Genomic DNA, 24054 nt, shown 5'->3' on the forward strand with positions numbered 1-24054 from the left:
AATAGGACAGAGTTTTATTTTGAAACAACAAGCCATTTCCTTAACTTTAATTATGAGACTTTTAAAAATATGCTTCTTTTCTCTCTTCATCATATCTTGCGCTACCCCTAGGGTAACTTATGATTATGATAGAAATGTTGACTATGATAATTATAAGTCCTACAATTTTTATCCGGATATAAGGACAGGATTAAATCAGTTAGATGACAAACGTTTTTTTACTCAGATAGATTCTGTAATGCAATTGAAAGGACTTTATAAATCAGAAGCCCCTGACATCTATGTCAATATTATTGTACGGGAATATGAAATACCTTCACAAAGTGCTGTTGGAATTGGAATAGGTACCGGAGGTAGAAATACACGGGTAGGGGTTTCTGGAGGTATTCCGGTGGGTTCTTCACGAATAGGACAAGAAATAACAATTGATTTAATTGATGTAAAACGAAATGAGCTTTACTGGCAGGCAACTGCCAAAGGAAGGATGCCCATAAACGCTACTCCTTTTGAACGTGAACAATACTATAAAGCCATGGCTAATAAAATATTTGGACCATATCCCCCAAAAGTCAAAGCCAAAGAGTAATTATAGGATTTTCTGTTGCGCATCATTTTATATCTTTACTTTACAAAAAAGTTTCCATGCAAATACATTTTATAGCGATTGGAGGAAGTGCTATGCACAATTTAGCGATAGCCCTGCATGATAAAGGATATACTATTACAGGGAGTGATGATACTATTTTTGAGCCATCCAAATCGAGATTAGCAGTTAAGGGGTTATTGCCAGAAGTTTTCGGGTGGTTTCCGGATAAAGTTCATGGGCAATTAGATGCCGTAATTTTGGGAATGCATGCCAAGCCCGATAATCCGGAACTTTTGAAAGCGCAAAAATTAGGACTCTCTATTTATTCATATCCTGAATTTTTATTCAATCAATCAGAACTAAAAACAAGAGTGGTTATAGGTGGAAGTCATGGAAAAACAAGCATTACCTCTATGATTCTGCATGTGCTAAATTATCATGAGATTTCCGTCGATTATATGGTAGGGGCACAATTAGAAGGATTTGATACGATGACGCACCTTACGGAAGAGAATGAATTTATAGTATTAGAAGGTGACGAATATTTGTCATCTCCCATAGACCCAAGGCCAAAATTCCATCTCTATAAACCAAACATAGCCTTGATAAGCGGTATTGCATGGGACCATATCAATGTGTTTCCCACCTATGAAAATTATGTAGCTCAATTTGAGCAGTTTATTGAGAGCATGGTACAAGGAGGTATTCTCGTATATAATGAAGAAGATGAAATGGTAAAGCATATTGTCGAAACATCTAAGAGTGCCATTAGGAAGCATCCCTATAAGACACCTGATTATGAAGTGGTAGCAGGGAAAACATTGTTACATACTCCGGAAGGATCTATGCCGCTGGAGATTTTTGGAGCACATAATTTGAGTAATTTGGAAGGGGCTAAATGGATATGCCAACATATGGGAGTTGATGAGGTAGATTTTTATGAAGCTATTGCCAGTTTTAAAGGGGCCTCTAAACGGTTGGAAAAGATAGCAGAGGGTGCTAAAAGTGTTGCCTATAAAGATTTTGCACATTCACCCAGTAAAGTGAAGGCAACTACAGATGCTGTCAAAGCTCAGTACCCTGATAGAAAATTGATAGCTTGTTTGGAATTGCATACATACAGCAGCTTAAATGTTGATTTTTTAAAGGAATATGATGGTAGTTTAAATGCTGCAGACGTTGCAATTGTTTTTTATTCGCCGGAGGCAGTAAAAATAAAACGCTTAGAAACTATTACATCAGAACAAATAACCAGTGCTTTTAACCGGTCAGATATAGTGGTTCACACAGCGCCTGAGGCATTCAAAGAATTTTTATTCAACCAAAATTTAGAAAATAATACATTGTTATTGATGAGTTCCGGAAATTATGGCGGTCTTAATTTTGAAGCGGTTAAAAAATTAGTAAAATAGTTAAGTTATTTATGCTGATGTTTTTCGAATAATCGATCAATGAATGAAGCAATGCCTTTTTGTTGATTTTTTATAAGGGTTTCTTTCGCAAGTTTTTGATCACGTGGCAATTTATCTTGCGACCATTTAAATTTTCCTTCCCAAGCAGTGATATTGATCTCAAAACCTACTACATAATCTAATGCGGCTTCCATTTTAGGATCGTCTTGCTCCAGCGTATATAAATGCTTGGGGTGTTCCAAAAATGTTGTCATCCGGATCATGGTTTGCTTTACCTTTTCCCTATTGTTGTACCTAGTTACAGTTCCTTTTATATGCGCTTTAATATAATTCCACGTTGGAAGCTGTGAAGTAGTATAGATAGCGGGTGAAATATATGTTTCTGGTCCATGAAAAATAGCAGTGACTTCTTTTTCATCCGTCAAAGCTTTAACATGTGGGTTGTATTTGTCAATATGTGCTACCAGCTTGCCAAATTTGGTTTTGTCCTTTTCATAGATTAAAGGAAGGTGTGTAGTATACAATTCGTTTTCATGAACAGAAATAAGTGTAGCAAGGGGATAACTTTTTATAACCTCTACAATGTTTTCAAAATTACCTTCTTGATGGTGTGCAGGGGGGTATTTGTTTATCATGCATTAAATTGTCTAAGGTGATGGTCTAAGTGCTTGTACGTCATTTTACCCCATTGTTCTTTCGTAAATGTACCAAAAACAGGATGTGGAGCCCAATCTTCTTTTGTTTTATGATTGTGAAATTCGTCAATAAGGCTCTTTAAATCATTTTTTTCCTGCTCAAAATCTTTAGAAGTTACTATTTTATATTGTTTTGCCGTTGGGAGGTTTTTTCGGTAAGGTGTATCGTTGTATAATGATTTTTTAAACAAGAGTTTGAGTAAAAAACTTGGTTTTTGATCGAGTTTCTTTTTTCCTAAGGCCACTTCAATAGGCTCTTTGCAGTGCGCACACATTTGAGCTACATCCATATTGCCCCAGGAAGCAGACGATTTTTCAGTTAATGCATCAATACGGGTTAAAATTTCTTGATAGGGTTTTTCATTAAAAATAGACTCCATGGAAAAACATTTAAATTTAGTAATGGAAGGTACAATATTTTTTGAAGTTTTTTACCTTTAGCAAAAAAACAAAATGACAGAAAAAACAACTTTTTTTTCCATAAAAAACTGGTCAGAAGATGATAGACCCAGAGAAAAACTTTTGCAAAAGGGGAAGGCAGTATTAAGTGATGCAGAGCTTATAGCTATTTTAATAGGAAGTGGTAGTAAATCGGAAACTGCTGTTGACCTTTCCAAGCGTATATTATCTTCTGCTCAAAACAATCTTAATGAATTAGGGAAGTTATCGGTAGCTCAATTTATGCAATTTAAAGGAATCGGGGAGGCTAAGGCAGTTACTATAGCAGCTGCATTAGAGCTTGGTAGAAGGCGTAGGGCTGAAGAAGCATTGGAGAAAAAGAAAATTACTTCAAGTAATACTGCTTATGAGATGTTGCAACCAATTATCGGGGAGTTGCCTCATGAGGAATTTTGGGTTGTTTATTTAAACAACGCTAATCGGGTGATACAATCTATGCAATTAAGCAAAGGAGGGATTACCGGGACATTGGTTGACGTACGATTAGCATTACGAAAGGCTATAGAGATTGGGGCTACTGCTTTAATATTAGCACATAACCATCCTTCAGGAGTATTATTGCCCAGTGAGTCAGATAAAAAACTGACAGAGAAGCTGAAAACAGGAGGTGAAAGTCTGGATATAAAAGTTTTAGATCATCTCATTGTAACTGAAAAAGCGTATTTTAGCTTTGCTGATGAAAACCTGATATAAAAACATTAGGAATACTTCGAAAGGCTTGTAACCTTTATATATGCTACTAGTTTATACCCATAGAATTACACCACGGCTTACCTATATAATGAAGCATATTTTTATAAATATGTCGAAGGTAGAAGTTGCTTTTACTGTTAAAGTGGAGGAATTTATTGCACATACGGGCCCAAAACTTACATATTCCAAGCAACCGTTACAAAATGAATTTTTTATAAGAAGCCATGAACTTCTTTTTGAACAAGGGATTAGAAATGTGGAGATAAATGTACAAGACTGGGAAGGAACCCCATGTATATTTCCTGTAGGGGAGAGAAGTACGATCCCCTTTGATATTTTCGCAGCGAGTTTTTATTTGATTAGTAGATATGAAGAATATTTACCCCACGTAAAGGATGAACACGGAAGATACCCTGCTACAGAAAGTATAGCCTTTAAAAATAATTTTTTAGAATTACCGGTAATAGATATTTGGGCATTAAAACTTAAACAGGTATTGCTCAGGCGATTCCCTGAGATGTACTCCCCTGTAAGACGTTATAGACATATTTCTCTTATTGATGTTCCGGTTGCGTATTGCTTTAGGAAGAGAGGTTTCATTCGTACACTGGGCGGTACATTGGTAGACTTATTTTCATTCAGAATAAAACGTATTTTAAAACGGTATGCTACATTGATGGGGTTTTTCAGAGACCCTTATGATAATTTTGAAGAATTGATTGAACTCCACAAGCATTATGATGTTGATGCGATGTACTTTTTCTTGATGGCAGATTATTCCAACTATGATAAAAATATTTCTGTAACCAACAAAGAATTCTGCTCATTGGTAAAATCAGTAGCAGACTATAGTATAGTCTCTTTAATGGCTTCATATCAATCTGCAATAGATATCAAGATGTTGAAAAGGGAAAGAAGCCGCCTGATAAACTTGATAAACCGTCCGGTAAAAAAAGTGCGTCTCAGATATAATAAAATCAATATTCCTGAAACCTATGAAGCATTTTTGGAAGCTGAGTTTAATGAAGATTATACAATGGGATATTCACACCATGCCGGATTTAGAGCCGGGACGTGTACCCCTTTCTACCTTTACAATATAAATTTTGAGGCTCAATTACCTATAAAAGTCAACCCATTTTCTATACAAGACCATGCATTATTGCGAAAACCAACTATGGAAGAGGTCAAAAAGACACTTTTCAATATACGTGATGAAGTAAAAAAGGTAAAAGGTACTTTTATTACTGTTTTTTCTAATGAAATCCTTGGGGATGAAACAACCCATAAATGGAAAGAACTGTATAGAGAACTTATAAAAAAATAATATTTTGAAAGATATAGTCACAGATGTGTTTTTTGATTTGGATCATACTTTGTGGGATTTTGAAAAAAATTCAGCAATTACATTCAATAAAATATTGAAAACACATAAAGTGAATTTGAAAGTTCAGGAATTTTTAGAAGCCTATGCCCCCATTAATTTCAAGTACTGGAAAGCATACAGAGAGGAAAAAATACCAAAAGAAGTGTTAAGGTACAAGCGCCTTAAAGACACATTTGATGAATTCTCATATAAGATAGATGATGAGCTCATACATATTCTCTCAGATGAATATATAAAAGAGCTACCCCACCAAAACCATTTATTTAATAATACGATTGTGATTTTGGAATACTTAAAGAATTCAGGATATGATCTTCATATTATAACAAATGGTTTTGAAGAAGTTCAAGAAGGAAAACTAAGAAAAGCAGCTATTATGGGTTTTTTCACGCATGTAATTAATTCTGAGATGGTCGGTGTGAAGAAACCAAACCCAAAGATTTTTGAATTTGCCTTAGAGAAAGCAATTGTAGACCCTGAAAAATCAGTAATGATAGGCGATAGCCTTGAAGCAGATATCATAGGAGCTAAAAATGTAGGCATGCACACAATACATTTTAACTCAAACAAAGAAAAGAAGCATGATCATTGTATTATTGTGGATGATTTAATTGAAATTAAAGAGTTTCTATAGTGACAACTTTAAAAGGCTATCTTCATACATTAGCAATGTAAATTTTTATATTTTAGCAGATAATCTGTTCGAGTATCAAGATTTAGCTAAAGCCAGAAGTATTTCGTTCCAGCTAGGGTTTAATTATATACTCTCGAAAACAAAGAAACCATACTAGAAAGACAATGAAGAAAATAATTTATTTGTTCCTTTTTACAGGAATAATGTCATTTGCTCAAAAAAACATTAACAACTACAAATACGTAATTATCCCTAAACAATTTGATTTTCTTAAAAAGGAGAATCAATATCGGGTAAATACACTTGTAAAGTTGTTATTTGAAGAAAATGGTTTTACAGCTTTTTATGAAGGGGAAAATATGCCGGAAGACCTTGCTAGGGATAATTGTTTGGGATTAAAAGCAGATGTAGTCAATAATTCAAACTTTTTTACTACTAAATTAATTGTAGAACTCAAAGATTGTTATAAAAATGTTATTTATAGATCCAAAGAAGGAAAAAGTAAAGAGAAAGATTTTGAAAAAACCTATCATGCAGCCATAAGGGATGCTTTTTCATCAATAGAAAGCCTTAATTATACATACCAACCTAAACAAGAAGCTCCTCAAGAAAAAACAAAGAAAAAAGTAGTAAAGGCTGAAGAGCCTGTCCAGGATATTAAAGAGAAAGAAACAAAAACAAAAGAGGAGAAGAAACCTATACAACAATCCAAAGAACTTATAGAAACTCCTATAAAGGAGGAGCTAGAAGATGTTTTATATGCACAGCCTATTGCCAACGGTTACCAACTGGTTGATAGCGCTCCTGCAGTTGTATATGTTTTACAAAAAACAACCTTAGAAAATGTATTTATCTTAAAAAACAAACAGGGGATCCTTTATAAAAAAGGAAATGATTGGATAATGGAATATTATGAGAAAAATAAACTAAAACAAGAAAGATTAAAAATTAAATTTTAATAATCATACTTGTCTTTCCACTGTGCTTTAAGAAGTGCACGGACCGTATTTTCCCGTTGATTTTCTCCCGGTATGTAAAAAGTAGTGTTTTTTAGCGCATCAGGTAAAAATTCTTGTTTCACAAAATTATCCGCATAATCGTGCGCATATTTGTAGTCTTCCCCATATCCCAACTCTTTCATTAATTTTGTAGGTGCGTTTCGCAAATGTAATGGTACTGACAAATCTCCTGTTTCCTTAACAGTTTGCTGCGCCTTTTTAATAGCTGTATAGGAAGCATTGCTTTTTGGAGAGGTTGCTAGGTATATAGCACATTGACTTAAAATAATTCGTGCTTCAGGATACCCAACAGTAGTTACCGCTTGGAAAGTGTTATTTGCAATCACCAATGCAGTTGGATTGGCATTACCGATATCCTCGGAAGCTGAAATTAGCATACGCCGTGCAATAAATTTTACATCTTCACCGCCTTCTATCATTCTTGCCAACCAATAGACAGTACCATTAGGGTCACTCCCTCGTATCGACTTTATAAAGGCAGAAATGATATCGTAATGTTGTTCTCCGGTTTTATCATATAGCACTGTATTCTTTTGCACTTTTTGAAGCACCAAATCATTTGTAAAAATGATAGTATTCATATTTTCAGCATTTACAACCAATTCAAAAATATTAAGTAGCTTTCTAGCATCACCTCCGGAGAGCCGTAGCAATGCTTCCGTTTCTTTTAGCGTAATGTTCTTTTTAGACAGAACAGGATCTATTTTAAGTGCTCTCAACAATAATCTTTCTAAATCTTCTTTATTAAAGGGATTTAAAATATATACTTGACAGCGTGATAAGAGTGCGGGGATCACTTCAAAACTTGGATTTTCTGTAGTAGCTCCAATCAAAGTCACCCAACCTTTTTCCACAGCACCTAATAACGAATCTTGCTGTGATTTACTAAACCGATGAATCTCATCAATAAAAAGAATAGGACTTTTTGTAGTAAACAGTCCACTACTTTGTTTTGCTTTATCAATAACCTCACGTACGTCCTTAACTCCTGAACTGATAGCACTTAACGTGTAAAAAGGCCTGCCTGATTCATTGGCAATGATGTTTGCCAATGTCGTTTTTCCGGTACCTGGAGGCCCCCAAAATACTAATGAAGGTATAATCCCCTGTTTTATTTGGCTTGTAAGTGCCCCAGTTTCTCCAACTAAATGTTGTTGACTTATGTATTCATCTAATGTTTTTGGGCGTACTCGTTCAGCTAATGGTGCATTCATAAGATAAAAATAACCAATATTTATATGACAAGATAACATGTTTTTATGTTTGGTTATTTTTTTGATATACAAAACATTGATTAAATTCATGAAATGAAAAAAACAGCATCATTTGTTTTTTCAACCGGAGTAGTTGGTTATCCATTACTGTTTGTCTTAGCCATATGGATAGTTTATTGGTTTGAAGTTCGTTTTGGGTATGATTTTACGGTTTATGGCATATTTCCCAGAACTGTTTCAGGATTAAAAGGGATCTTTTTCAGCCCTTTTATCCACAGCTCATTAAAACATTTATATAATAATACCCTTCCATTTTTCTTTCTTTCAAGTGGATTATTCTATTTCTATCGAAGGATAAGCTGGAAAGTAATGGCCTTTGGAACTGTTTTGACGGGTATTATCACCTGGCTGATAGCGAGAGATGCCTATCATATAGGAGCGAGTGGGATTATATACATGCTTAGCAGCTTTGTTTTTTTTCGTGGGATTATTGTAAAACAATATCGCTTAATTGCATTATCACTTATAGTAGTATTCTTGTATGGAAGCCTTGTGTGGTATGTTTTTCCTGTAGACGACCGAATTTCTTGGGAAGGGCATCTGTCAGGATTTTTAACCGGATTGATCTTTGCCTTCTTATTTAAAGAAAATAATCGTAAAGAAATAGATATAGAAACAACAATAGGAGATGAAAACGATCCTTTTCTAAATCATTTTGATGCAGATGGTAATTTTATTCCGACGAGTGCATTGGAAAATGAAAAAAATGAAAACAAAGAGTAATCTTGATCTGCTGATTAATAAGCTATAAGGATTAATAATTGCGTTGTCTCAAGACCTCGTAGAGAAATACACCACACGCTACAGATACATTTAATGAAGCAATAGTTCCTTTCATAGGCAATTTTATGGCTTCATCGGTTATTTTCAGTAGGGAAGGGGAAATTCCCTTTCCTTCAGCCCCCATAATAATCGCTATAGGCTTTTTGAACGAAGCACTTTCGTATATGGTTTGTTTTGCTTTTTCGGTAGCAGCAATAACTTTGATACCTGAAGCTTGAAGGTAATAAACAGCATCTTTAATATGATCTACTTTGCATATAGGCATATTAAAAACAGCACCGGCAGAAGTTTTGATGGTATCAGCTGTGACCGAAACACTCCCTCTTTTAGGGATGATAATACCATTAACCCCGGTACATTCGGCTGTTCTGATGATAGCACCAAAATTCCGGACATCTGATAATTGATCAAGTACTAAAAATAAAGGAACTTCTTCTGATTCCAGGGTTGAGATGACCAATTCTTCAAAATCATAAAACTCTATAGGGGAGATGATAGCGATGACCCCTTGATGGTTTTTAGAAGTTATTTTATTTAACTTTTGAAGAGGGACATAGGATATACTGATCTGTTTTTTTTTAATTAACTCATAGAGTTCATTAAATAAACTATTTTTTAATTCCCGTTGAACAAAAACCTTATCAATAGGTTTTTTGGCTTTTATGACCTCAATAACAGACCTGATACCAAAAGCGTAACTTTCTAATTTCATGATAATGTTTTTAAATGTTATTTTTTATAAAAAAAGGCTGTCAAAATAGACAGCCTTTTTTATTATTTTAAATAGATTAATATTTAATATCCTGGGTTTTGATGAATATTTGGATTCAAGTCTCTTTCAGAAGTTGGGATTGGAAGGATAGTCTTGTCAGCACCAAAGGCAGATGCTGCTTCATTTGGCATTCCAGGCCTTCTTAGAGCCATTCCATTTCGTAATAAATCCATTCTACGATGTCCTTCAAAACAAAGCTCTTTTCTACGTTCAAGCAATATAGCATCTAAATTGACTGAACCTAAAGGTGCTAGACCAGCTCTATTCCTTAATGTATTAATGTCACTAAGAGGAGTGGCTCCAACAGTTGTACCACCTCTTAAGTTTGCTTCGGCACGTATTAAATACATTTCTGTTATACGAATAACAGGTGCATTGTCTGTAAGGTTTATTCCATCAGGAAACTTACTGCTAAATGTAGACGTACCAGATTCTGCATCTGTCCCTACTTGATTCAAGGTAGTAAATCTAAGATCTCCCGGTTCTGCTGCAAACGCATCTAACAAATTTTGTGAAAATGGTGCATCTCCTCTTCCAATGGGAGCAGGATTTGACAATCCTGAAAAACCTTGACCACTTGTCTGTCCATCAATTGCCGTATTAATTACGGTGAATACATCTTCGGAAGTGAGCTGATTATAAAAACTATAATCAGAAGCTAAACTATATTCCGAAGACTGAATGACTTGATTTGCAAAATCAGCTGCTTCAGCAAATTGCTCTCTATAAAGATAGAGTCTTGCTAACAAAGCTCTTGCAGCCCCTTTACTAGCTAACCCTCTACTTGTTGAAGTTAAAAGACCTGGAATGGCATCAGTAAGATCCTGTTCAATTGCTGCATGTACTTCATTCACAGTACTGGCTGCTAACTGAAATTGACTGGGATCTCCTTCAAAAAATTCAGTAACCAAAGGTATTCCTAGGTTGCTTCCATTTGAAAACTGATAAGGCTGTGCAAACAAATTGACTAATTGAAAATTAACCAACGCACGAATAAACTTTGCCTCTGCTATTATACGGTCTCTATCCGTATTTGATAGACCAGGAACGTCAGCAGCTGGCAAGTTATTGATCAAAAAATTTGCAGATGAAATAACCCTGTATGAATTTCTCCAGAAAGGAAATATTGAAGTGTTATTTGCAAGTGTTATATAATCACGCATTTCCCTAAAGGTTGGAAATGAGCCTACAAAATTAACATTATCACTCATCCACTCTTGAGCTAACTGAGGGGTACCATTCATTACATTGTCACTTTGCAAACGGCTATAGGCTCCTACTAAAACACCTTCTACTAAGCCTGGATCTGAAAGAATAGCACTATTTGTTATACTATCTTCCGGACCAATGTCTAACTTTTCTACACATGATACTGCTGAGACAAATATTGTCATCGTTAGTATATAAGTGATTTTATTTATTATTTTTTTCATTTTATATTTATTTTTTTAATTAAAATGTCACTCTAGCTCCTATTAGATAGGATTTTGTTTGTGGAGCTACAAAGAAACTTTCTCCTAATTGTAAAGGATTAACATTGTTAGTCACCTCTGGATCTCTATCTCCCAAATCGCTATCTTTTATAGTTAAGAGATTTGTACCTGTAGCATAGATTCGGATAGAATCTACGAAATTCATTTTTTCTAAGAATTTTTTTGGCACATTATACCCTAAGGTAACATTCTTAAGTCTTATGAATGATCCATCTTTTAGTTGATTAGTAGAATTAGTTCTAAACAAACCAACTGTAGAGCTATTTAATGCAGGAAAATATGCATTATCGCCAGGTTGTGTCCAGTAATCTAAAAGACGCGTACTCATGTTGAAACCAATAGGAGCATCAGTAAACCGAATACCTCCTATTAAAATATCATTTCCATAAGTATAGTTCATAAAGATATTTAAATCAAAATTTTTGTATTTAAAGGTATTGGTAATACCACCATAAAAGTCTGGCTGGGCATCCCCTACAATTCTTCGATCATCTGGAGTTGGAGATGTAGTAATATTGCCGTCAAAATCTAACCATTCAGCATCACCTGTCTGAGGGTTTACTCCTACATAGCGAATCATGTAAAAACTATTTGCAGACTCACCTACAACAGCTCTTTGATTTCCGGATCCTGATATAAACTCTCTTCCTTGATTATCAAGATTAGCACCTGGTAGTGAAATAACTTCATTATCTATAGTTGATAAGTTTATTTTGGTAGTCCACTCAAAATCTTCTGTTCTAATGTTTACAGTACTTAAATCGAACTCAAAACCTCTATTTTCAATCTCCCCTGCGTTTCTTGCAACTGAATTAAGACCAGTTTGCGATGGTAGCGGAACATTCAATAATAAATTATCAGTACGTTTGATATAATAGTTTGCATTAAATCTAACTCGATTACCAAAGAAACCAGTTTTTATGCCTACATCAAATGTTGCAGTCTCTTCCCATTGTAAATCTACGTTTTCAGCTGAAGAAGGAATTATACCAGGGATATTGTTATAGTTTGAAGATGCAAATGTACCTAAAGAAGGGAAGTTTCCTATGCGGTCATTTCCGGTAGTTCCATAACTAGCTCGAATGCTCAAGAAATCAAAAAAACTATCTTGCATAAATGCTTCATCAGAAACAATCCATCCACCAGCAACTGCCCAGAAATTACCAAATTTCTTATTAGCTCCGAATCGACTGGAGCCATCTCTTCTGAAAGATCCTTCTAACAAATATTTCCCTTTGTAGTCATAGTTTATCCGCGAGAATATTTGTCCATATAACCTGAATTGTGTTCTAGAGCTAAATGTAAGAGGAAATATTGATGCACTTGTAATATTTCTCAACTGATCAGATAAAAAGCCAGTACCTTGTGCTCTTGTAACATTTGTTCTGGTTTCTTCATAGGAAGTACCTACAAGCGCAGACACTGTATGATCGCCAAATGATTTGTTATAATTCAGAGTCCCTGTGATAAGATGTCTATTAATAAACACAACTCTGTTGCCAGCAAACCCCCCAGGAGAGTTCACTTCTAAGCTCCTATTTGTTTCTTCAATTTGTGTTCGGTCTACACCAAAATCAATTTTAGCTTTTAAGCCTTCGTAAAGTTCTGCTTCTATATAAGTGTTCCCTGTAATTTTAGTTGTCTGAACTTGATTCAAATCTAAAGCCTCAATAGCCAAGACATTAGCAATAAAACCAGTATTTACAAAATCTCCTTCACTATCTCTAGGAAGTACATCAGGTCTTTGAAGAAATCCTACTGTCCACGGTGAAAATGTAGAATTTTCGGCAGAAATCCGATCGTTGAGTGTTGTAGTTACAGCCAAATTCATACCAGCATTTAACCAATCAGTCGCTTGTGTATTTACATTAATACGGGCACTTGTCTTTTCTAAAGAATTACCAATGATAAACCCTTCAGCGTCAGAATGATTTAAACCAAAATAATAAGTGGATTTCTCACTTCCTCCTGAAACACTTATGTCTTGATTGGTAGTTACCCCTTGTCTGTCAACTGCAGATAACCAGTCAAAACCTTCAGGAACAGGATTGTTAGTGCCATTTAAAATGTTTCTGAACTCAGTAAATTGTTGAATGTTCATCATATCTTCAACAAAAGTAGCTTCATTTATAGAGGCAGAATAACCAATGGTTACTTTTGGCTTATCACCCAATTTACCTCTTTTTGTAGTAATTAATATGACACCATTGGACCCTCTAGTACCATATAAGGATGTTGCAGCAGCATCTTTTAAAACCGTAAAACTTTCAATGTCCTCTGTATTAACATATGACAAGGGATTTAATCCAGTATTACTTCCGTTTGATAATGTTTGGTTTTGATCATCAATTGGTACACCATCAATAACAATTAATGGATTTGACCCTCCTGTTAATGAGTTAACGCCTCGCACACGAATTACAGAAGCAGAACCTAATACTCCTGAGGCTCCTGTAACGGCTACCCCTGAAGATTGTCCTTGCAATAAATCTTGCGGAGATGTAGCTTGAATATTCTCAATATCTTCTTGTTTTACCAAGGAAACATTTTGAATAATCTTTCGTTCACTTTGTTGACCGTAACCAACTACTACCACCTCTTCAAGCGCTTGAGCATCTTCAACCATCTGTACGTTGATCGTGTTAGAAGCACCAATTGCACGTTCTTCTGTTCGTTGTCCTAAATAGGTAAAGACTAAAGTCTGTCCAACCGCTGCAGAAATAGAATAATTTCCGTCAAAATCTGATTGGGTTCCATTAGTTGTACCTTTTACTATGACATTAACTCCAGGTAACGGTAAACCATTTTGGTCAGTTATTGTACCTGAGACTGTCTTTTGTTGTGCAAACGTTAGCTGCACAATAAACGCCAGTAATAGCGTTAAAATTCCACTAAACTTTGTTCTCATTTTTTAAATTATTTGAATTAGCTAGTGCCAAAAATCTTAAATTAACGTTAATTATCCAACTTTTTTTTCATAAAAAAACTTTTGGAGTACTGTTTTTCCATAAAAATCAAACTCCAAAGGATTAAAAAAAGGAGGAAAAGCTGACATGTATTTTAGATTCTGATAGTTTAATGCTGGAGTCATTGGTCTTGCCAACTGCATAGTTGAATTTTAAAATTCCACCTGCCGTTTTTGTAGAAAAACCAAAACCAAAACCGTATAAATTATTTTTACTGCCTACTAGTTTGTCTTCGGTATACCCGATATCTATAATAGAGTGGATGTATGTATCATTAGATAGAAATACCTGATATTCTGTATTAATCACATTATATAATGTAGCTTCAATAGTGTTTTCATTGAAGCCTCTTATTGAATTAATTCCTCCATAGCGTATTTTTTCGCTTAAAAAATAATCATCAGAGAATAATGACTGAAAGGTGTTTTTTAGGTAAATTTTGTTTCTTCTGTCTAAATCCCAGCGGTAGCTTATAGATGTATTGATTTTTTGCTGATCTGTTTTTTGCTGATCTGTTTTGCGATAGCCATGTCCGAATCGTATATCTATGAGGAACTTTTCTTTAAGTAAAGAGTTGTTTGAGCTATTAACTTTTTTTTGAAAACCAATAGTATAGAAAATAGAAGAAAGGTCTTTTAATATGTTATCAGTTATGACTTCAGATGTGCTATTAGTGTTTAAGTTCTCAATGCCGATTCTCATGAGCGAATTTGTATTCAAAGCATACTCTAAATTAAAAACAGTGGACGTGTTGCTAAATATAGAGTCTTGGCGTAATATGTTAAGTTCAGTATTTAATCCAATGGGAGTATTAAATATATAAGGGATAGTAAGTGCTGTCTTAAAAGTAGTTTGTTTATTACCGTTGTTTTTCCAGTTTAAGACAAATTCTTCTCCTTTATTTAGATTGTTTAATAATTTTAAATCAATATAACCATTGAGATTTATGTTACTATTGCTTTGGTCTGTGCCAAATCCTAAAAAACCATCAAATGAATTTGCCGATCTTTTTTTTAAATATAAGAAAACAGTAGTGCTGTCTTTTTCGAAGAGTACTTCAGGGGGCTTAATTTCTTCAATAAAAGGAAGAGAATTAATTGTCAAGGTGTTTTTAATGAAATCATCTTTATAGAAGACCTTCCCTTTTTTAAGTATTTGGTTGTTTTTTAAAAAAGCTTTTGGGAATTTTTTATAACCTTTTACAATAATTTTATCAAGCGTTCTGTTTTTAGTTGTAGAAATAATAAGCTTAGCCATTAGAGTGTCGTTCCGTACTTTTAAGTTTTCAAGATTGGCCTCTATAAAAGGATCTCCCTTTTTCTCGAAGAAGGTGGTTATTTTTTCTAGAACATTTGCTGTTTGTTTGAAGTCTATTTTAAAGGAGTTTTTATTGATTTTAGAATTGGTAGGTAAAATATTAATAAGTGCTGTTCTTGGGATTTTTTCTTCATCATACGTTATAGACGCAGATATTATTTTTTTATTAAGAACCCAATTAGCAATATATAGAGTGTCATTTTCTTTCTTGAGTGAAATCAACGCACTTTCTAAATAACCAATACGATGTAATTGTTCATGAAATGAGTTCAGTGTTTCATAAAGGCTCTTAATATCAATATGTTCTTGTTGGTAACCAATACTGTCAATAATGATGTTTTCGCTTTTGCTTTTCCCTTTTATGTGCACTTTAATTTTTTGCCCATATATATTATATGATGTAAGTATAAATATTAAGGTAAACAAGCAGAAAAAAAATGCTCTCAAAACAGTTTTATTTTTTGTAAAATAACATAAAATATAATGAGGAGTTGTTTCATGGGGACAAAAAAAGTGATATTAGCTGAAAATAAATATGTGAACGTTTGAAAAATTGGAAAATATTTCTACCTTTGCGACCCTCTAAAAAGAGGGATTTATATAAAAATCATAATTATTGTAACGTAAATTATGCCAACAATTTCACAATTAGTACGAAAAGGAAGGGTCAAAATTACTAAGAAGAGTAAATCGGCTGCTTTGGATTCGTGCCCTCAACGAAGAGGGGTGTGTACGCGAGTTTACACAACAACGCCTAAAAAACCAAACTCTGCAATGCGTAAAGTAGCAAGGGTTAGGCTTACCAATGGCAATGAAGTAAACGCATACATCCCCGGAGAAGGTCACAACCTCCAAGAGCACTCGATAGTATTAGTAAGAGGCGGAAGGGTTAAAGATTTGCCGGGGGTTAGATATCATATCGTTCGTGGAGCTTTGGATACTGCTGGTGTTCAAGGTAGGACGCAAAGAAGATCTAAATACGGAACCAAGCGCCCTAAAAAGTAACTAACTTTTTAAAGAACAGTAATGAGAAAAAGACAAGCAAAGAAAAGACCATTATTACCAGATCCCCGATTTAATGATCAATTGGTAACCCGCTTTGTGAATAACCTTATGTGGGATGGTAAAAAGTCTATAGCATATAAAGTATTCTACGATGCTATTGATATTGTAGACCAAAAGAAACAAGACGACGAAAAAACAGCATTGGAACTTTGGAAAGATGCACTATCTAATGTGATGCCACATGTGGAAGTAAGAAGCCGTCGGGTAGGAGGGGCAACTTTTCAAATACCTATGCAGATACGTCCGGACAGAAAGGTATCAATGGCGATGAAATGGCTTATTAGTTTCGCGCGTAAGCGAAATGAAAAGGCCATGGCCCAGAAATTAGCAGCTGAAATTTTAGCAGCTGCAAAAGAAGAAGGTGCCGCAGTGAAGAAAAGAGTAGACACGCATAAAATGGCAGAAGCTAATAAAGCATTTTCACATTTTAGATTCTAATCACTATAAAAAGAAATGGGAAGAGATTTAAAATATACAAGAAATATAGGTATTGCAGCTCACATTGATGCAGGTAAAACTACTACTACAGAGCGGATACTTTTTTATACAGGGGTTAGCCATAAGATAGGAGAGGTACATGACGGTGCGGCTACAATGGACTGGATGGAGCAAGAACAAGAGCGTGGGATCACTATTACTTCTGCAGCAACTACATGTACATGGAACTTTCCGACAGAGAATGGAAAACCAACTTCAGGCACAGAAGGATATCATTTTAATATCATTGATACACCCGGTCACGTTGATTTTACAGTAGAGGTAAACCGATCTTTAAGGGTTCTTGATGGATTGGTTTTCTTATTTAGTGCTGTTGACGGAGTAGAACCTCAGTCAGAAACTAACTGGAGACTGGCAGATAATTACAAGGTACCACGTATGGGCTTTGTAAATAAAATGGACCGGCAAGGCTCCAACTTCTTGAATGTTTGCAAGCAAGTTAGGGAGATGTTAGGGTCTAATGCAGTACCTATTGTGTTGCCTATTGGAGATGAAGCTGATTTTAAGGGAATAGTAGATCTAGTTAAGAACAGGGCTATTGTATGGCACGAAGATAATTTTGGGTCTACATTTGATGTAATTGATATTCCTGCAGAGATGCAAGATGAAGTAAATGAGCATAGAGTAGCACTCATTGAGGCAGTTGCTGAATACGATGAAGCATTAATGGAGAAGTTTTTTGAAGATGAAAACTCCATTACGGAAGATGAAATCCACACGGCGTTAAGAGCTGCAGTTATGGATATGAGTATCATACCAATGATTTGTGGTTCTTCCTTTAAGAATAAAGGAGTGCAATTTTTGTTAGATGCTGTATGCAGGTATTTGCCATCTCCGATAGATAAGGATGCTATTATTGGAACAGATCCTGATACAGGTGATGAAATTTCCAGAAAGCCATCGGTAAATGATCCTTTTTCAGCGTTGGCATTTAAGATTGCGACGGATCCATTCGTAGGGAGATTGGCATTTTTCCGTGCATATTCTGGAAGGTTAGATGCCGGATCCTATGTTTTAAATACTCGCTCAGGTAAAAAAGAACGTATTTCACGTATATATCAAATGCATTCCAATAAGCAGAATGCAATCGAATATATTGAAGCAGGAGATATTGGTGCAGCAGTAGGGTTTAAAGAAATTAAGACCGGAGATACTTTATGTGATGAGAAACATCCTATTGTGTTAGAAAGTATGATATTTCCGGATCCTGTAATTGGTATCGCTGTTGAGCCAAAAACAAAGGCAGACGTTGATAAATTGGGAATGTCTCTAGCTAAACTAGCAGAGGAAGACCCAACTTTTCAAGTGAAAACAGATGAAGCTTCAGGACAAACGATTATCTCAGGAATGGGCGAACTTCACTTAGATATTATTGTAGATCGTTTGAGACGTGAGTTTAAAGTGGACGTTAACCAAGGTCAGCCACAGGTAGAATATAAAGAAGCCATAACAGGAAGAGCTGATCATAGAGAAGTTTATAAAAAACAAACAGGTGGGCGTGGTAAATTTGCAGATATCGTATTTACTATGGAACCTGCTGAGGAAGGAAAATCAGGTCTTGAATTTGTAAACGGGATAAAAGGAGGTAATATTCCAAAGGAATATATCCCGTCTGTAGAGAAAGGGTTTAGAGAAGCTATGAAAAATGGACCTCTAGCCGGATTCGAGATGGATTCCATGAAAATTACCCTTAAGGATGGTTCGTTCCACCCTGTTGACTCCGATTCACTTTCATTTGAATTGGCAGCTAAACTGGGATATAAAGAAGCGGCTAAATCGGCACGTGCTGTATTAATGGAGCCTATCATGAAATTAGAAGTGCTTACTCCTGAAGAAAACATGGGAGATATTGTAGGAGACCTTAACCGTCGCCGTGGACAGGTAAACAACATGGATGATAGGGCAGGTTCTAAAGTAATCAAAGCTGAAGTGCCACTTTCAGAAATGTTTGGATATGTAACATCATTAAGAACATTATCTTCTGGTAGGGCAACTTCAACAATGGAGTTTTCCCATTATGCAGAAACACCTGCAAACATTGCAGAAGAAGTGATAAAAGCAGCAAAAGGAGTAACCGCTTAAAGTTTTAGGAGATGAGTCAAAAAATTAGAATAAAATTAAAATCATACGATCATAATTTAGTTGATAAGTCAGCTGAAAAAATCGTAAAAACGGTAAAAAGTACAGGAGCTGTAGTAACAGGCCCTATCCCATTACCAACACACAAGAAACTATTTACTGTTTTACGTTCTCCGCACGTAAACAAAAAGTCAAGAGAACAATTTCAGTTGAGTTCATATAAAAGATTATTAGATATCTATAGTTCATCATCAAAAACAATCGATGCATTAATGAAGCTCGAATTGCCAAGTGGTGTAGAAGTAGAAATCAAAGTGTGATACACCTGGAAGGGATGCCCTTCCATATAAAAACATGTCCGGAGCATTTTGCAAAGGAAAAACGGGAAAAAATACATTCAGGGTTGAAGGTGTTTTTAACCCTGAATTTTTTAAATTAAAATAAATAATAATTATGTCTGGGTTAATAGGAAAGAAAGTAGGTATGACCAGCATTTTTGATGAGAATGGAAAAAATATTCCATGTACTGTCATAGAAGCTGGACCATGCGTAGTTACCCAAGTCAGAACCAAAGAGGTAGACGGGTACGAAGCCCTTCAGCTTGGTTTCGATGACAAGGCAGAAAAACGTGCAAATAAAGCCGAACAAGGGCATTATAAAAAAGCAGGTGTTTCTCCAAAGAAAAAAGTTGTTGAATTTCAAGATTTTGAAGGAGAATTTAAATTAGGGGATACCATTACGGTAGAACATTTTGTAGAAGGAGAATTTGTTGATGTTTCAGGAACATCAAAAGGAAAAGGATTCCAAGGAGTTGTTAAAAGACATGGCTTTGGAGGGGTAGGACAAGCTACTCACGGACAGCACAACCGTCTTAGAGCTCCAGGATCCATAGGTGCATCGTCATACCCGTCAAGAGTATTCAAAGGAATGCGAATGGCAGGAAGAATGGGCGCAGAAAAAGTAACAGTTCAAAACTTAAAAGTGTTGAAAGTGGTAGCAGACAAGAATCTTTTAGTTATAAAAGGATGTGTGCCCGGCCATAAAAACGCTTACGTAATCGTTCAGAAGTAATGAAAGTAGCAGTAATAGACATAAACGGAAAAGAGACGGGAAGAAAAGTAACGCTTTCCGATGACATCTTTGCTATAGATCCTAATGAACATGCTGTTTATTTAGATGTAAAGCGATATTTGGCCAATCAGCGACAAGGAACGCATAAGGCTAAGGAAAGAGCAGAAATAACAGGTAGCACAAGAAAGATAAAGAAACAAAAAGGGACTGGTACTGCCAGAGCAGGGAGTATTAAAAATCCATTATTCAAAGGAGGAGGTAGGGTTTTTGGTCCAAGACCAAAAGATTATACCCAAAAACTCAATAAGAATGTAAAACGGTTAGCACGTAAGTCGGCTTTAAGTATGAAGGCTAAAGAAAAGTCTATTATGGTAATGGAAGACTTTTCTTTTGAAGCACCAAAGACAAAAGATTTTACAAATGTTTTAAAGACTTTAGGGTTAGAAAACAAAAAATCTTTATTTGTATTGGGTGATTCAAATAATAATGTATATTTGTCGTCGCGTAATTTGAAAACATCTGAAGTTATAACTAACTCAGAATTAAGCACTTACAAAATATTAAATGCTAACAATATAGTCCTTTTGGAAGGATCTATAGAAGGGATTGAATCGAACTTAAAGTAAATAAGAAATCATGAGTGTGTTAATAAAACCTATTATTACGGAAAAAATGACCTCAGATGGTGAGTTGAACAACCGCTATGGTTTCATTGTTAACTCTAATGCAAACAAAATAGAAATTAAGACTGCAGTAGAGAGTTCGTACGGTGTTTCAGTAGAGAAAGTTCGTACAATGAATTATGCTCCAAAAAGGAGAGTTCGATATACAAGAACCGGAATACAAAATGGAAAAATCAGTGGATACAAAAAAGCTATTATACAAGTAACAGAAGGAGATTCCATTGATTTCTATAGTAATATATAAGAAAAGACTAAAATGTCAGTTAGAAAATTAAAACCAATAACCCCTGGACAGCGATTTAGAGTAGTAAACGGATTTGACGCGATTACTACTGATAAGCCGGAAAAAAGCTTGCTTGCTCCGTTAAAAAAGACAGGAGGTAGAAACAGTCAAGGAAAGATGACTACCCGATATAGAGGGGGAGGTCATAAAAGAAAATACCGTATTATTGATTTCAAAAGAAACAAGACAGGTATAGAAGCAACTGTAGAATCTATACAATATGACCCAAACCGTACGGCATTTATTGCATTAATAAAATATACTGACGGGGAGAAGAATTATATCATAGCTCAAAATGGTATGCAGGTTGGTCAAATAGTTGTTTCCGGAACAGGGTCACCCCCGGAAATAGGTAATGCTTTACCTTTGAGTGATATTCCTTTAGGAACTATTATTTCATGCATCGAATTACATCCCGGGCAAGGTGCCGTTATGGCACGAAGTGCGGGTGCTTTTGCACAATTAATGGCGAAAGAAGGTAAATATGCTACAATAAAACTTCCATCGGGGGAAACACGAATGATACTCATTAATTGTATGGCAACTATAGGAGCTGTCTCAAATTCGGATCATCAATTGATAGTATCAGGTAAAGCTGGTAGAACAAGATGGTTAGGTAGAAGACCGAGAACAAGACCGGTAGCAATGAACCCTGTAGACCACCCGATGGGCGGTGGTGAAGGAAGAGCTTCAGGAGGGCATCCACGATCCAGAAATGGAATTCCGGCTAAAGGTTACAGAACCCGTTCTAAAACCAAATCTAGCAACAAATATATCATAGAACGTAGAAAGAAATAAAAGGATAAAACATGGCACGTTCACTAAAAAAAGGACCTTACGTTCATTATAGTTTAGAAAAGAAGATTCAACAGAATGTAGAATCTGGTAAAAAATCAGTTATAAAGACTTGGTCTAGGGCTTCAATGATCACACCGGATTTTGTAGGTCAAACCATAGCGGTTCATAATGGCCGTCAGTTTGTTCCTGTTTATATAACAGAAAACATGGTAGGTCACAAATTAGGAGAATTTTCACCAACAAGGTCATTCAGAGGCCATGCAGGTGCAAAAAATAAAGGAAAAAAATAATAGTAAGTCATGGGAGTTCGTAAAAGAGAAAGAGCAGAACAGATAAAAGAAGCTAAAAAAAGCTTATCATTTGCAAAATTGAACAACTGCCCTACATCACCAAGAAAGATGCGTATAGTAGCAAACTTAATTAGAGGTGAAAAAGTAGAAAAGGCACTTGCTATTTTAAAATTTAATGAGAAAGAAGCTTCACGCCGTTTAGAAAAACTATTGCTTTCTGCAATAGCTAACTGGCAAGCTAAAAATGAGGATGCTGCAATAGAAGAAGCAGATTTATTCATCAAAGAAATAAAGGTAGACGGAGGGAGTATGTTGAAAAGACTTCGTCCGGCACCTCAAGGAAGAGCACACAGAATCAGAAAACGTTCCAACCATGTGACATTAGTGTTGGGATCAAGCAATAATACACAAAGCTAAAGATAGTATGGGACAAAAAACAAATCCAATCGGAAATCGCCTTGGTATTATCAGAGGATGGGAATCTAACTGGTATGGAGGGAATGATTATGGCGATAAACTTGCCGAAGACGATAAGGTAAGAAAATATGTTCGTGCACGTCTATCCAAAGCAAGCGTTTCAAGGGTAATAATTGAACGCACTTTAAAACTTGTAACCGTTACTATCACCACGGCACGCCCCGGAATTATTATTGGTAAAGGCGGTCAGGAAGTAGACAAGTTAAAAGAAGAGCTTAAAAAGATTACAAATAAAGAAGTTCAGATCAACATCTTTGAAATTAAAAGACCCGAATTAGATGCAAATTTGGTTGCAGCGAGCGTAGCACGTCAAATAGAAAGTAGGATTTCATACAGACGCGCTATTAAAATGGCAATTGCAGCGGCGATGCGGATGAATGCAGAAGGTATTAAAATACAAATTTCAGGACGTTTAAATGGCGCTGAGATGGCAAGGTCTGAATCATACAAAGACGGAAGAATTCCGCTATCCACTTTTAGAGCTGATATTGACTATGCTATATTAGAAGCCCATACCACATATGGTAGATTAGGGATAAAAGTATGGATAATGAAAGGAGAAGTATATGGGAAAAGGGAATTATCTCCATTAGTCGGAATGTCTAAAAAACAAGGAAAAGGTGCTTCCGGATCCAATGGAGCCAAAAAAGCTCGTAGAAGAAAGTAATTTTTTAAAGAAAAAGAAACATGTTACAGCCAAAAAGGACGAAGTATCGTAAAATGCAGAAAGGCCGTATGAAAGGGAACTCACAACGAGGTCACCAACTTTCAAATGGTATGTTTGGCATTAAATCTATGGATTCCTCATTCATCACTGCCCGCCAAATAGAAGCGGCACGTATTGCTGCTACGCGTTATATGAAAAGACAGGGGCAATTATGGATAAAAATATTTCCGGATAAGCCTATTACTAAGAAACCTTTAGAGGTTCGTATGGGTAAAGGAAAAGGAGCCCCGGAATATTGGGCTGCTGTGGTGAAACCAGGTAGAGTTATGTTTGAAGTAGGAGGGGTTCCACTAGATATAGCCAAGGAAGCGTTGCGTTTAGCAGCTCAAAAACTTCCTGTAAAAACAAAGTTTGTTGTAGCAAGGGATTTTGAAGCATAATTATTATGAGACAATCAGAAGTAAAAGAATTATCCAGTACCGAGTTACAAGAAAAACTTGGAGAACTTAAAAAAAGTTATGCAGATTTGAAAATGGCACATACTGTCACCCCATTAGAAAATCCGCTTCAACTTAGAACAGTACGAAGAACAATAGCTAGAGTAGCAACTGAGCTGTCAAAAAGAGAATTACAATAATTCGATTCTGCTAAAG

At 35.5% G+C, this 24054-nt stretch carries 27 protein-coding genes; 20 read left to right on the forward strand and 7 right to left on the reverse strand.

What is annotated here, in order from left to right; all coding sequences use genetic code 11:
- The first annotated feature begins 52 nt into the window (after positions 1 to 52).
- Positions 53 to 586: a DUF4136 domain-containing protein gene (locus WBG21_RS02160; protein ID WP_340074342.1), complete on the forward strand. Its 534-nt coding sequence runs from the start codon at positions 53 to 55 to the stop codon at positions 584 to 586.
- A 56-nt stretch (positions 587 to 642) separates the two neighbouring features.
- Positions 643 to 1998, forward strand: a complete 1356-nt coding sequence (locus WBG21_RS02165) for a UDP-N-acetylmuramate--L-alanine ligase (RefSeq protein WP_340074344.1) — start codon at positions 643 to 645, stop codon at positions 1996 to 1998.
- 5 nt (positions 1999 to 2003) lie between these two features.
- Here WBG21_RS02165 and WBG21_RS02170 read toward each other — a convergent pair whose 3' ends face one another.
- Entirely contained in the window at positions 2004 to 2633 is a 630-nt protein-coding gene (locus tag WBG21_RS02170) for an FMN-binding negative transcriptional regulator (protein ID WP_340074346.1), read from the reverse strand.
- Complete coding sequence (locus tag WBG21_RS02175; RefSeq protein ID WP_340074348.1) at positions 2630 to 3073, reverse strand: DUF1569 domain-containing protein; 444 nt, start codon at positions 3071 to 3073, stop codon at positions 2630 to 2632. Before WBG21_RS02175 ends, WBG21_RS02170 begins: the two co-directional genes overlap by 4 nt.
- Before the next feature lie 73 nt (positions 3074 to 3146).
- Here WBG21_RS02175 and radC point away from each other — a divergent pair, with 73 nt between their 5' ends.
- The 4 genes from radC to WBG21_RS02195 all read left to right on the forward strand — a co-directional run bounded on the left by radC (position 3147) and on the right by WBG21_RS02195 (position 6825).
- Positions 3147 to 3845: a RadC family protein gene (gene radC / locus WBG21_RS02180; protein WP_340074350.1), complete on the forward strand. Its 699-nt coding sequence runs from the start codon at positions 3147 to 3149 to the stop codon at positions 3843 to 3845.
- A gap of 88 nt (positions 3846 to 3933) precedes the next feature.
- Positions 3934 to 5172, forward strand: a complete 1239-nt coding sequence (locus WBG21_RS02185) for a polysaccharide deacetylase family protein (RefSeq protein WP_340074352.1) — start codon at positions 3934 to 3936, stop codon at positions 5170 to 5172.
- A 4-nt stretch (positions 5173 to 5176) separates the two neighbouring features.
- Positions 5177 to 5866 (forward strand): YjjG family noncanonical pyrimidine nucleotidase, encoded by a 690-nt coding sequence (locus WBG21_RS02190; protein ID WP_340074354.1) that lies wholly within the window; start codon positions 5177 to 5179, stop codon positions 5864 to 5866.
- Positions 5867 to 6030: 164 nt separating this feature from the next.
- Positions 6031 to 6825 carry a hypothetical protein gene (locus WBG21_RS02195; RefSeq protein WP_340074356.1) on the forward strand — a complete coding sequence of 265 codons (795 nt, stop codon included), beginning with the start codon at positions 6031 to 6033 and terminating at the stop codon, positions 6823 to 6825.
- On the opposite strand, the gene WBG21_RS02200 is transcribed toward WBG21_RS02195, so the two are convergent.
- The gene (locus WBG21_RS02200; protein WP_340074358.1) at positions 6822 to 8099 is read right to left on the reverse strand and encodes a replication-associated recombination protein A; all 1278 of its coding nucleotides are present in this window, start codon (positions 8097 to 8099) and stop codon (positions 6822 to 6824) included. The two genes, WBG21_RS02195 and WBG21_RS02200, sit on opposite strands and share 4 nt — an antisense overlap.
- 93 nt (positions 8100 to 8192) lie before the next feature.
- Here WBG21_RS02200 and WBG21_RS02205 point away from each other — a divergent pair, with 93 nt between their 5' ends.
- Entirely contained in the window at positions 8193 to 8882 is a 690-nt protein-coding gene (locus tag WBG21_RS02205) for a rhomboid family intramembrane serine protease (protein ID WP_340074360.1), read from the forward strand.
- Positions 8883 to 8913: 31 nt separating this feature from the next.
- Here the strand turns inward: WBG21_RS02205 and rlmB are convergent, their stop codons facing one another.
- The 4 genes from rlmB to WBG21_RS02225 all read right to left on the reverse strand — a co-directional run bounded on the left by rlmB (position 8914) and on the right by WBG21_RS02225 (position 15859).
- The gene (gene rlmB / locus WBG21_RS02210; RefSeq protein WP_340074362.1) at positions 8914 to 9654 is read right to left on the reverse strand and encodes a 23S rRNA (guanosine(2251)-2'-O)-methyltransferase RlmB; all 741 of its coding nucleotides are present in this window, start codon (positions 9652 to 9654) and stop codon (positions 8914 to 8916) included.
- An 83-nt stretch (positions 9655 to 9737) separates the two neighbouring features.
- Positions 9738 to 11147, reverse strand: coding sequence for a RagB/SusD family nutrient uptake outer membrane protein (locus tag WBG21_RS02215; protein ID WP_340074364.1), 1410 nt, complete (start codon positions 11145 to 11147; stop codon positions 9738 to 9740).
- A gap of 19 nt (positions 11148 to 11166) precedes the next feature.
- Positions 11167 to 14115, reverse strand: a complete 2949-nt coding sequence (locus WBG21_RS02220) for a SusC/RagA family TonB-linked outer membrane protein (RefSeq protein ID WP_340074366.1) — start codon at positions 14113 to 14115, stop codon at positions 11167 to 11169.
- A 121-nt stretch (positions 14116 to 14236) separates the two neighbouring features.
- Positions 14237 to 15859, reverse strand: coding sequence for a BamA/TamA family outer membrane protein (locus WBG21_RS02225; RefSeq protein WP_340074368.1), 1623 nt, complete (start codon positions 15857 to 15859; stop codon positions 14237 to 14239).
- A 261-nt stretch (positions 15860 to 16120) separates the two neighbouring features.
- Here WBG21_RS02225 and rpsL point away from each other — a divergent pair, with 261 nt between their 5' ends.
- The 13 genes from rpsL to rpmC all read left to right on the forward strand — a co-directional run bounded on the left by rpsL (position 16121) and on the right by rpmC (position 24038).
- Positions 16121 to 16495 carry a 30S ribosomal protein S12 gene (gene rpsL, locus WBG21_RS02230; RefSeq protein ID WP_340074370.1) on the forward strand — a complete coding sequence of 125 codons (375 nt, stop codon included), beginning with the start codon at positions 16121 to 16123 and terminating at the stop codon, positions 16493 to 16495.
- A gap of 21 nt (positions 16496 to 16516) precedes the next feature.
- A complete protein-coding gene (rpsG, locus tag WBG21_RS02235; RefSeq protein WP_340074372.1) occupies positions 16517 to 16993 on the forward strand; it encodes a 30S ribosomal protein S7 in 477 nt (158 codons plus the stop codon).
- A gap of 15 nt (positions 16994 to 17008) precedes the next feature.
- A complete protein-coding gene (fusA, locus tag WBG21_RS02240; RefSeq protein WP_340074374.1) occupies positions 17009 to 19135 on the forward strand; it encodes an elongation factor G in 2127 nt (708 codons plus the stop codon).
- Between the two features lie 11 nt (positions 19136 to 19146).
- A complete protein-coding gene (gene rpsJ / locus WBG21_RS02245) occupies positions 19147 to 19452 on the forward strand; it encodes a 30S ribosomal protein S10 (RefSeq protein WP_265769619.1) in 306 nt (101 codons plus the stop codon).
- A 133-nt stretch (positions 19453 to 19585) separates the two neighbouring features.
- Positions 19586 to 20203 carry a 50S ribosomal protein L3 gene (rplC, locus tag WBG21_RS02250; RefSeq protein WP_340074379.1) on the forward strand — a complete coding sequence of 206 codons (618 nt, stop codon included), beginning with the start codon at positions 19586 to 19588 and terminating at the stop codon, positions 20201 to 20203.
- Complete coding sequence (gene rplD / locus WBG21_RS02255) at positions 20203 to 20829, forward strand: 50S ribosomal protein L4 (RefSeq protein WP_340074381.1); 627 nt, start codon at positions 20203 to 20205, stop codon at positions 20827 to 20829. Before rplC ends, rplD begins: the two co-directional genes overlap by 1 nt.
- Before the next feature lie 10 nt (positions 20830 to 20839).
- Complete coding sequence (rplW, locus tag WBG21_RS02260) at positions 20840 to 21130, forward strand: 50S ribosomal protein L23 (RefSeq protein ID WP_340074383.1); 291 nt, start codon at positions 20840 to 20842, stop codon at positions 21128 to 21130.
- Between the two features lie 12 nt (positions 21131 to 21142).
- Positions 21143 to 21967 (forward strand): 50S ribosomal protein L2, encoded by an 825-nt coding sequence (gene rplB / locus WBG21_RS02265; RefSeq protein WP_340074385.1) that lies wholly within the window; start codon positions 21143 to 21145, stop codon positions 21965 to 21967.
- Between the two features lie 11 nt (positions 21968 to 21978).
- Entirely contained in the window at positions 21979 to 22257 is a 279-nt protein-coding gene (rpsS, locus tag WBG21_RS02270) for a 30S ribosomal protein S19 (RefSeq protein WP_340074387.1), read from the forward strand.
- 9 nt (positions 22258 to 22266) lie between these two features.
- Positions 22267 to 22674, forward strand: a complete 408-nt coding sequence (gene rplV, locus WBG21_RS02275; protein WP_340074389.1) for a 50S ribosomal protein L22 — start codon at positions 22267 to 22269, stop codon at positions 22672 to 22674.
- Between the two features lie 7 nt (positions 22675 to 22681).
- Complete coding sequence (gene rpsC, locus WBG21_RS02280; RefSeq protein WP_340074391.1) at positions 22682 to 23401, forward strand: 30S ribosomal protein S3; 720 nt, start codon at positions 22682 to 22684, stop codon at positions 23399 to 23401.
- A gap of 20 nt (positions 23402 to 23421) precedes the next feature.
- Positions 23422 to 23841: a 50S ribosomal protein L16 gene (gene rplP, locus WBG21_RS02285; RefSeq protein WP_340074393.1), complete on the forward strand. Its 420-nt coding sequence runs from the start codon at positions 23422 to 23424 to the stop codon at positions 23839 to 23841.
- A 5-nt stretch (positions 23842 to 23846) separates the two neighbouring features.
- The gene (gene rpmC / locus WBG21_RS02290) at positions 23847 to 24038 is read left to right on the forward strand and encodes a 50S ribosomal protein L29 (RefSeq protein WP_340074395.1); all 192 of its coding nucleotides are present in this window, start codon (positions 23847 to 23849) and stop codon (positions 24036 to 24038) included.
- Positions 24039 to 24054: the final 16 nt, after the last annotated feature.

This window comes from Leptobacterium meishanense, from assembly GCF_037645805.1.
Taxonomy (GTDB): domain Bacteria; phylum Bacteroidota; class Bacteroidia; order Flavobacteriales; family Flavobacteriaceae; genus Leptobacterium_A; species Leptobacterium_A meishanense.

Excerpts from the sequence above, each read along its gene's own strand:
- rplP (WP_340074393.1), top strand. The coding sequence starts at position 23,422 with ATGTTACAGCCAAAAAGGACGAAGTATCGTAAAATGCAGAAAGGCCGT.
- rplD (WP_340074381.1), top strand. The coding sequence starts at position 20,203 with ATGAAAGTAGCAGTAATAGACATAAACGGAAAAGAGACGGGAAGAAAA.
- rlmB (WP_340074362.1), bottom strand. The coding sequence starts at position 9,654 with ATGAAATTAGAAAGTTACGCTTTTGGTATCAGGTCTGTTATTGAGGTC.
- WBG21_RS02205 (WP_340074360.1), top strand. The coding sequence starts at position 8,193 with ATGAAAAAAACAGCATCATTTGTTTTTTCAACCGGAGTAGTTGGTTAT.
- rplW (WP_340074383.1), top strand. The coding sequence starts at position 20,840 with ATGAGTGTGTTAATAAAACCTATTATTACGGAAAAAATGACCTCAGAT.
- rplV (WP_340074389.1), top strand. The coding sequence starts at position 22,267 with ATGGGAGTTCGTAAAAGAGAAAGAGCAGAACAGATAAAAGAAGCTAAA.
- fusA (WP_340074374.1), top strand. The coding sequence starts at position 17,009 with ATGGGAAGAGATTTAAAATATACAAGAAATATAGGTATTGCAGCTCAC.
- WBG21_RS02175 (WP_340074348.1), bottom strand. The coding sequence starts at position 3,073 with ATGGAGTCTATTTTTAATGAAAAACCCTATCAAGAAATTTTAACCCGT.
- WBG21_RS02170 (WP_340074346.1), bottom strand. The coding sequence starts at position 2,633 with ATGATAAACAAATACCCCCCTGCACACCATCAAGAAGGTAATTTTGAA.
- WBG21_RS02160 (WP_340074342.1), top strand. The coding sequence starts at position 53 with ATGAGACTTTTAAAAATATGCTTCTTTTCTCTCTTCATCATATCTTGC.
- rplB (WP_340074385.1), top strand. The coding sequence starts at position 21,143 with ATGTCAGTTAGAAAATTAAAACCAATAACCCCTGGACAGCGATTTAGA.
- rplC (WP_340074379.1), top strand. The coding sequence starts at position 19,586 with ATGTCTGGGTTAATAGGAAAGAAAGTAGGTATGACCAGCATTTTTGAT.
- rpmC (WP_340074395.1), top strand. The coding sequence starts at position 23,847 with ATGAGACAATCAGAAGTAAAAGAATTATCCAGTACCGAGTTACAAGAA.
- WBG21_RS02200 (WP_340074358.1), bottom strand. The coding sequence starts at position 8,099 with ATGAATGCACCATTAGCTGAACGAGTACGCCCAAAAACATTAGATGAA.
- radC (WP_340074350.1), top strand. The coding sequence starts at position 3,147 with ATGACAGAAAAAACAACTTTTTTTTCCATAAAAAACTGGTCAGAAGAT.
- rpsL (WP_340074370.1), top strand. The coding sequence starts at position 16,121 with ATGCCAACAATTTCACAATTAGTACGAAAAGGAAGGGTCAAAATTACT.
- rpsC (WP_340074391.1), top strand. The coding sequence starts at position 22,682 with ATGGGACAAAAAACAAATCCAATCGGAAATCGCCTTGGTATTATCAGA.
- rpsS (WP_340074387.1), top strand. The coding sequence starts at position 21,979 with ATGGCACGTTCACTAAAAAAAGGACCTTACGTTCATTATAGTTTAGAA.
- WBG21_RS02165 (WP_340074344.1), top strand. The coding sequence starts at position 643 with ATGCAAATACATTTTATAGCGATTGGAGGAAGTGCTATGCACAATTTA.
- rpsJ (WP_265769619.1), top strand. The coding sequence starts at position 19,147 with ATGAGTCAAAAAATTAGAATAAAATTAAAATCATACGATCATAATTTA.
- WBG21_RS02195 (WP_340074356.1), top strand. The coding sequence starts at position 6,031 with ATGAAGAAAATAATTTATTTGTTCCTTTTTACAGGAATAATGTCATTT.
- WBG21_RS02215 (WP_340074364.1), bottom strand. The coding sequence starts at position 11,147 with ATGAAAAAAATAATAAATAAAATCACTTATATACTAACGATGACAATA.
- WBG21_RS02220 (WP_340074366.1), bottom strand. The coding sequence starts at position 14,115 with ATGAGAACAAAGTTTAGTGGAATTTTAACGCTATTACTGGCGTTTATT.
- WBG21_RS02185 (WP_340074352.1), top strand. The coding sequence starts at position 3,934 with ATGAAGCATATTTTTATAAATATGTCGAAGGTAGAAGTTGCTTTTACT.
- rpsG (WP_340074372.1), top strand. The coding sequence starts at position 16,517 with ATGAGAAAAAGACAAGCAAAGAAAAGACCATTATTACCAGATCCCCGA.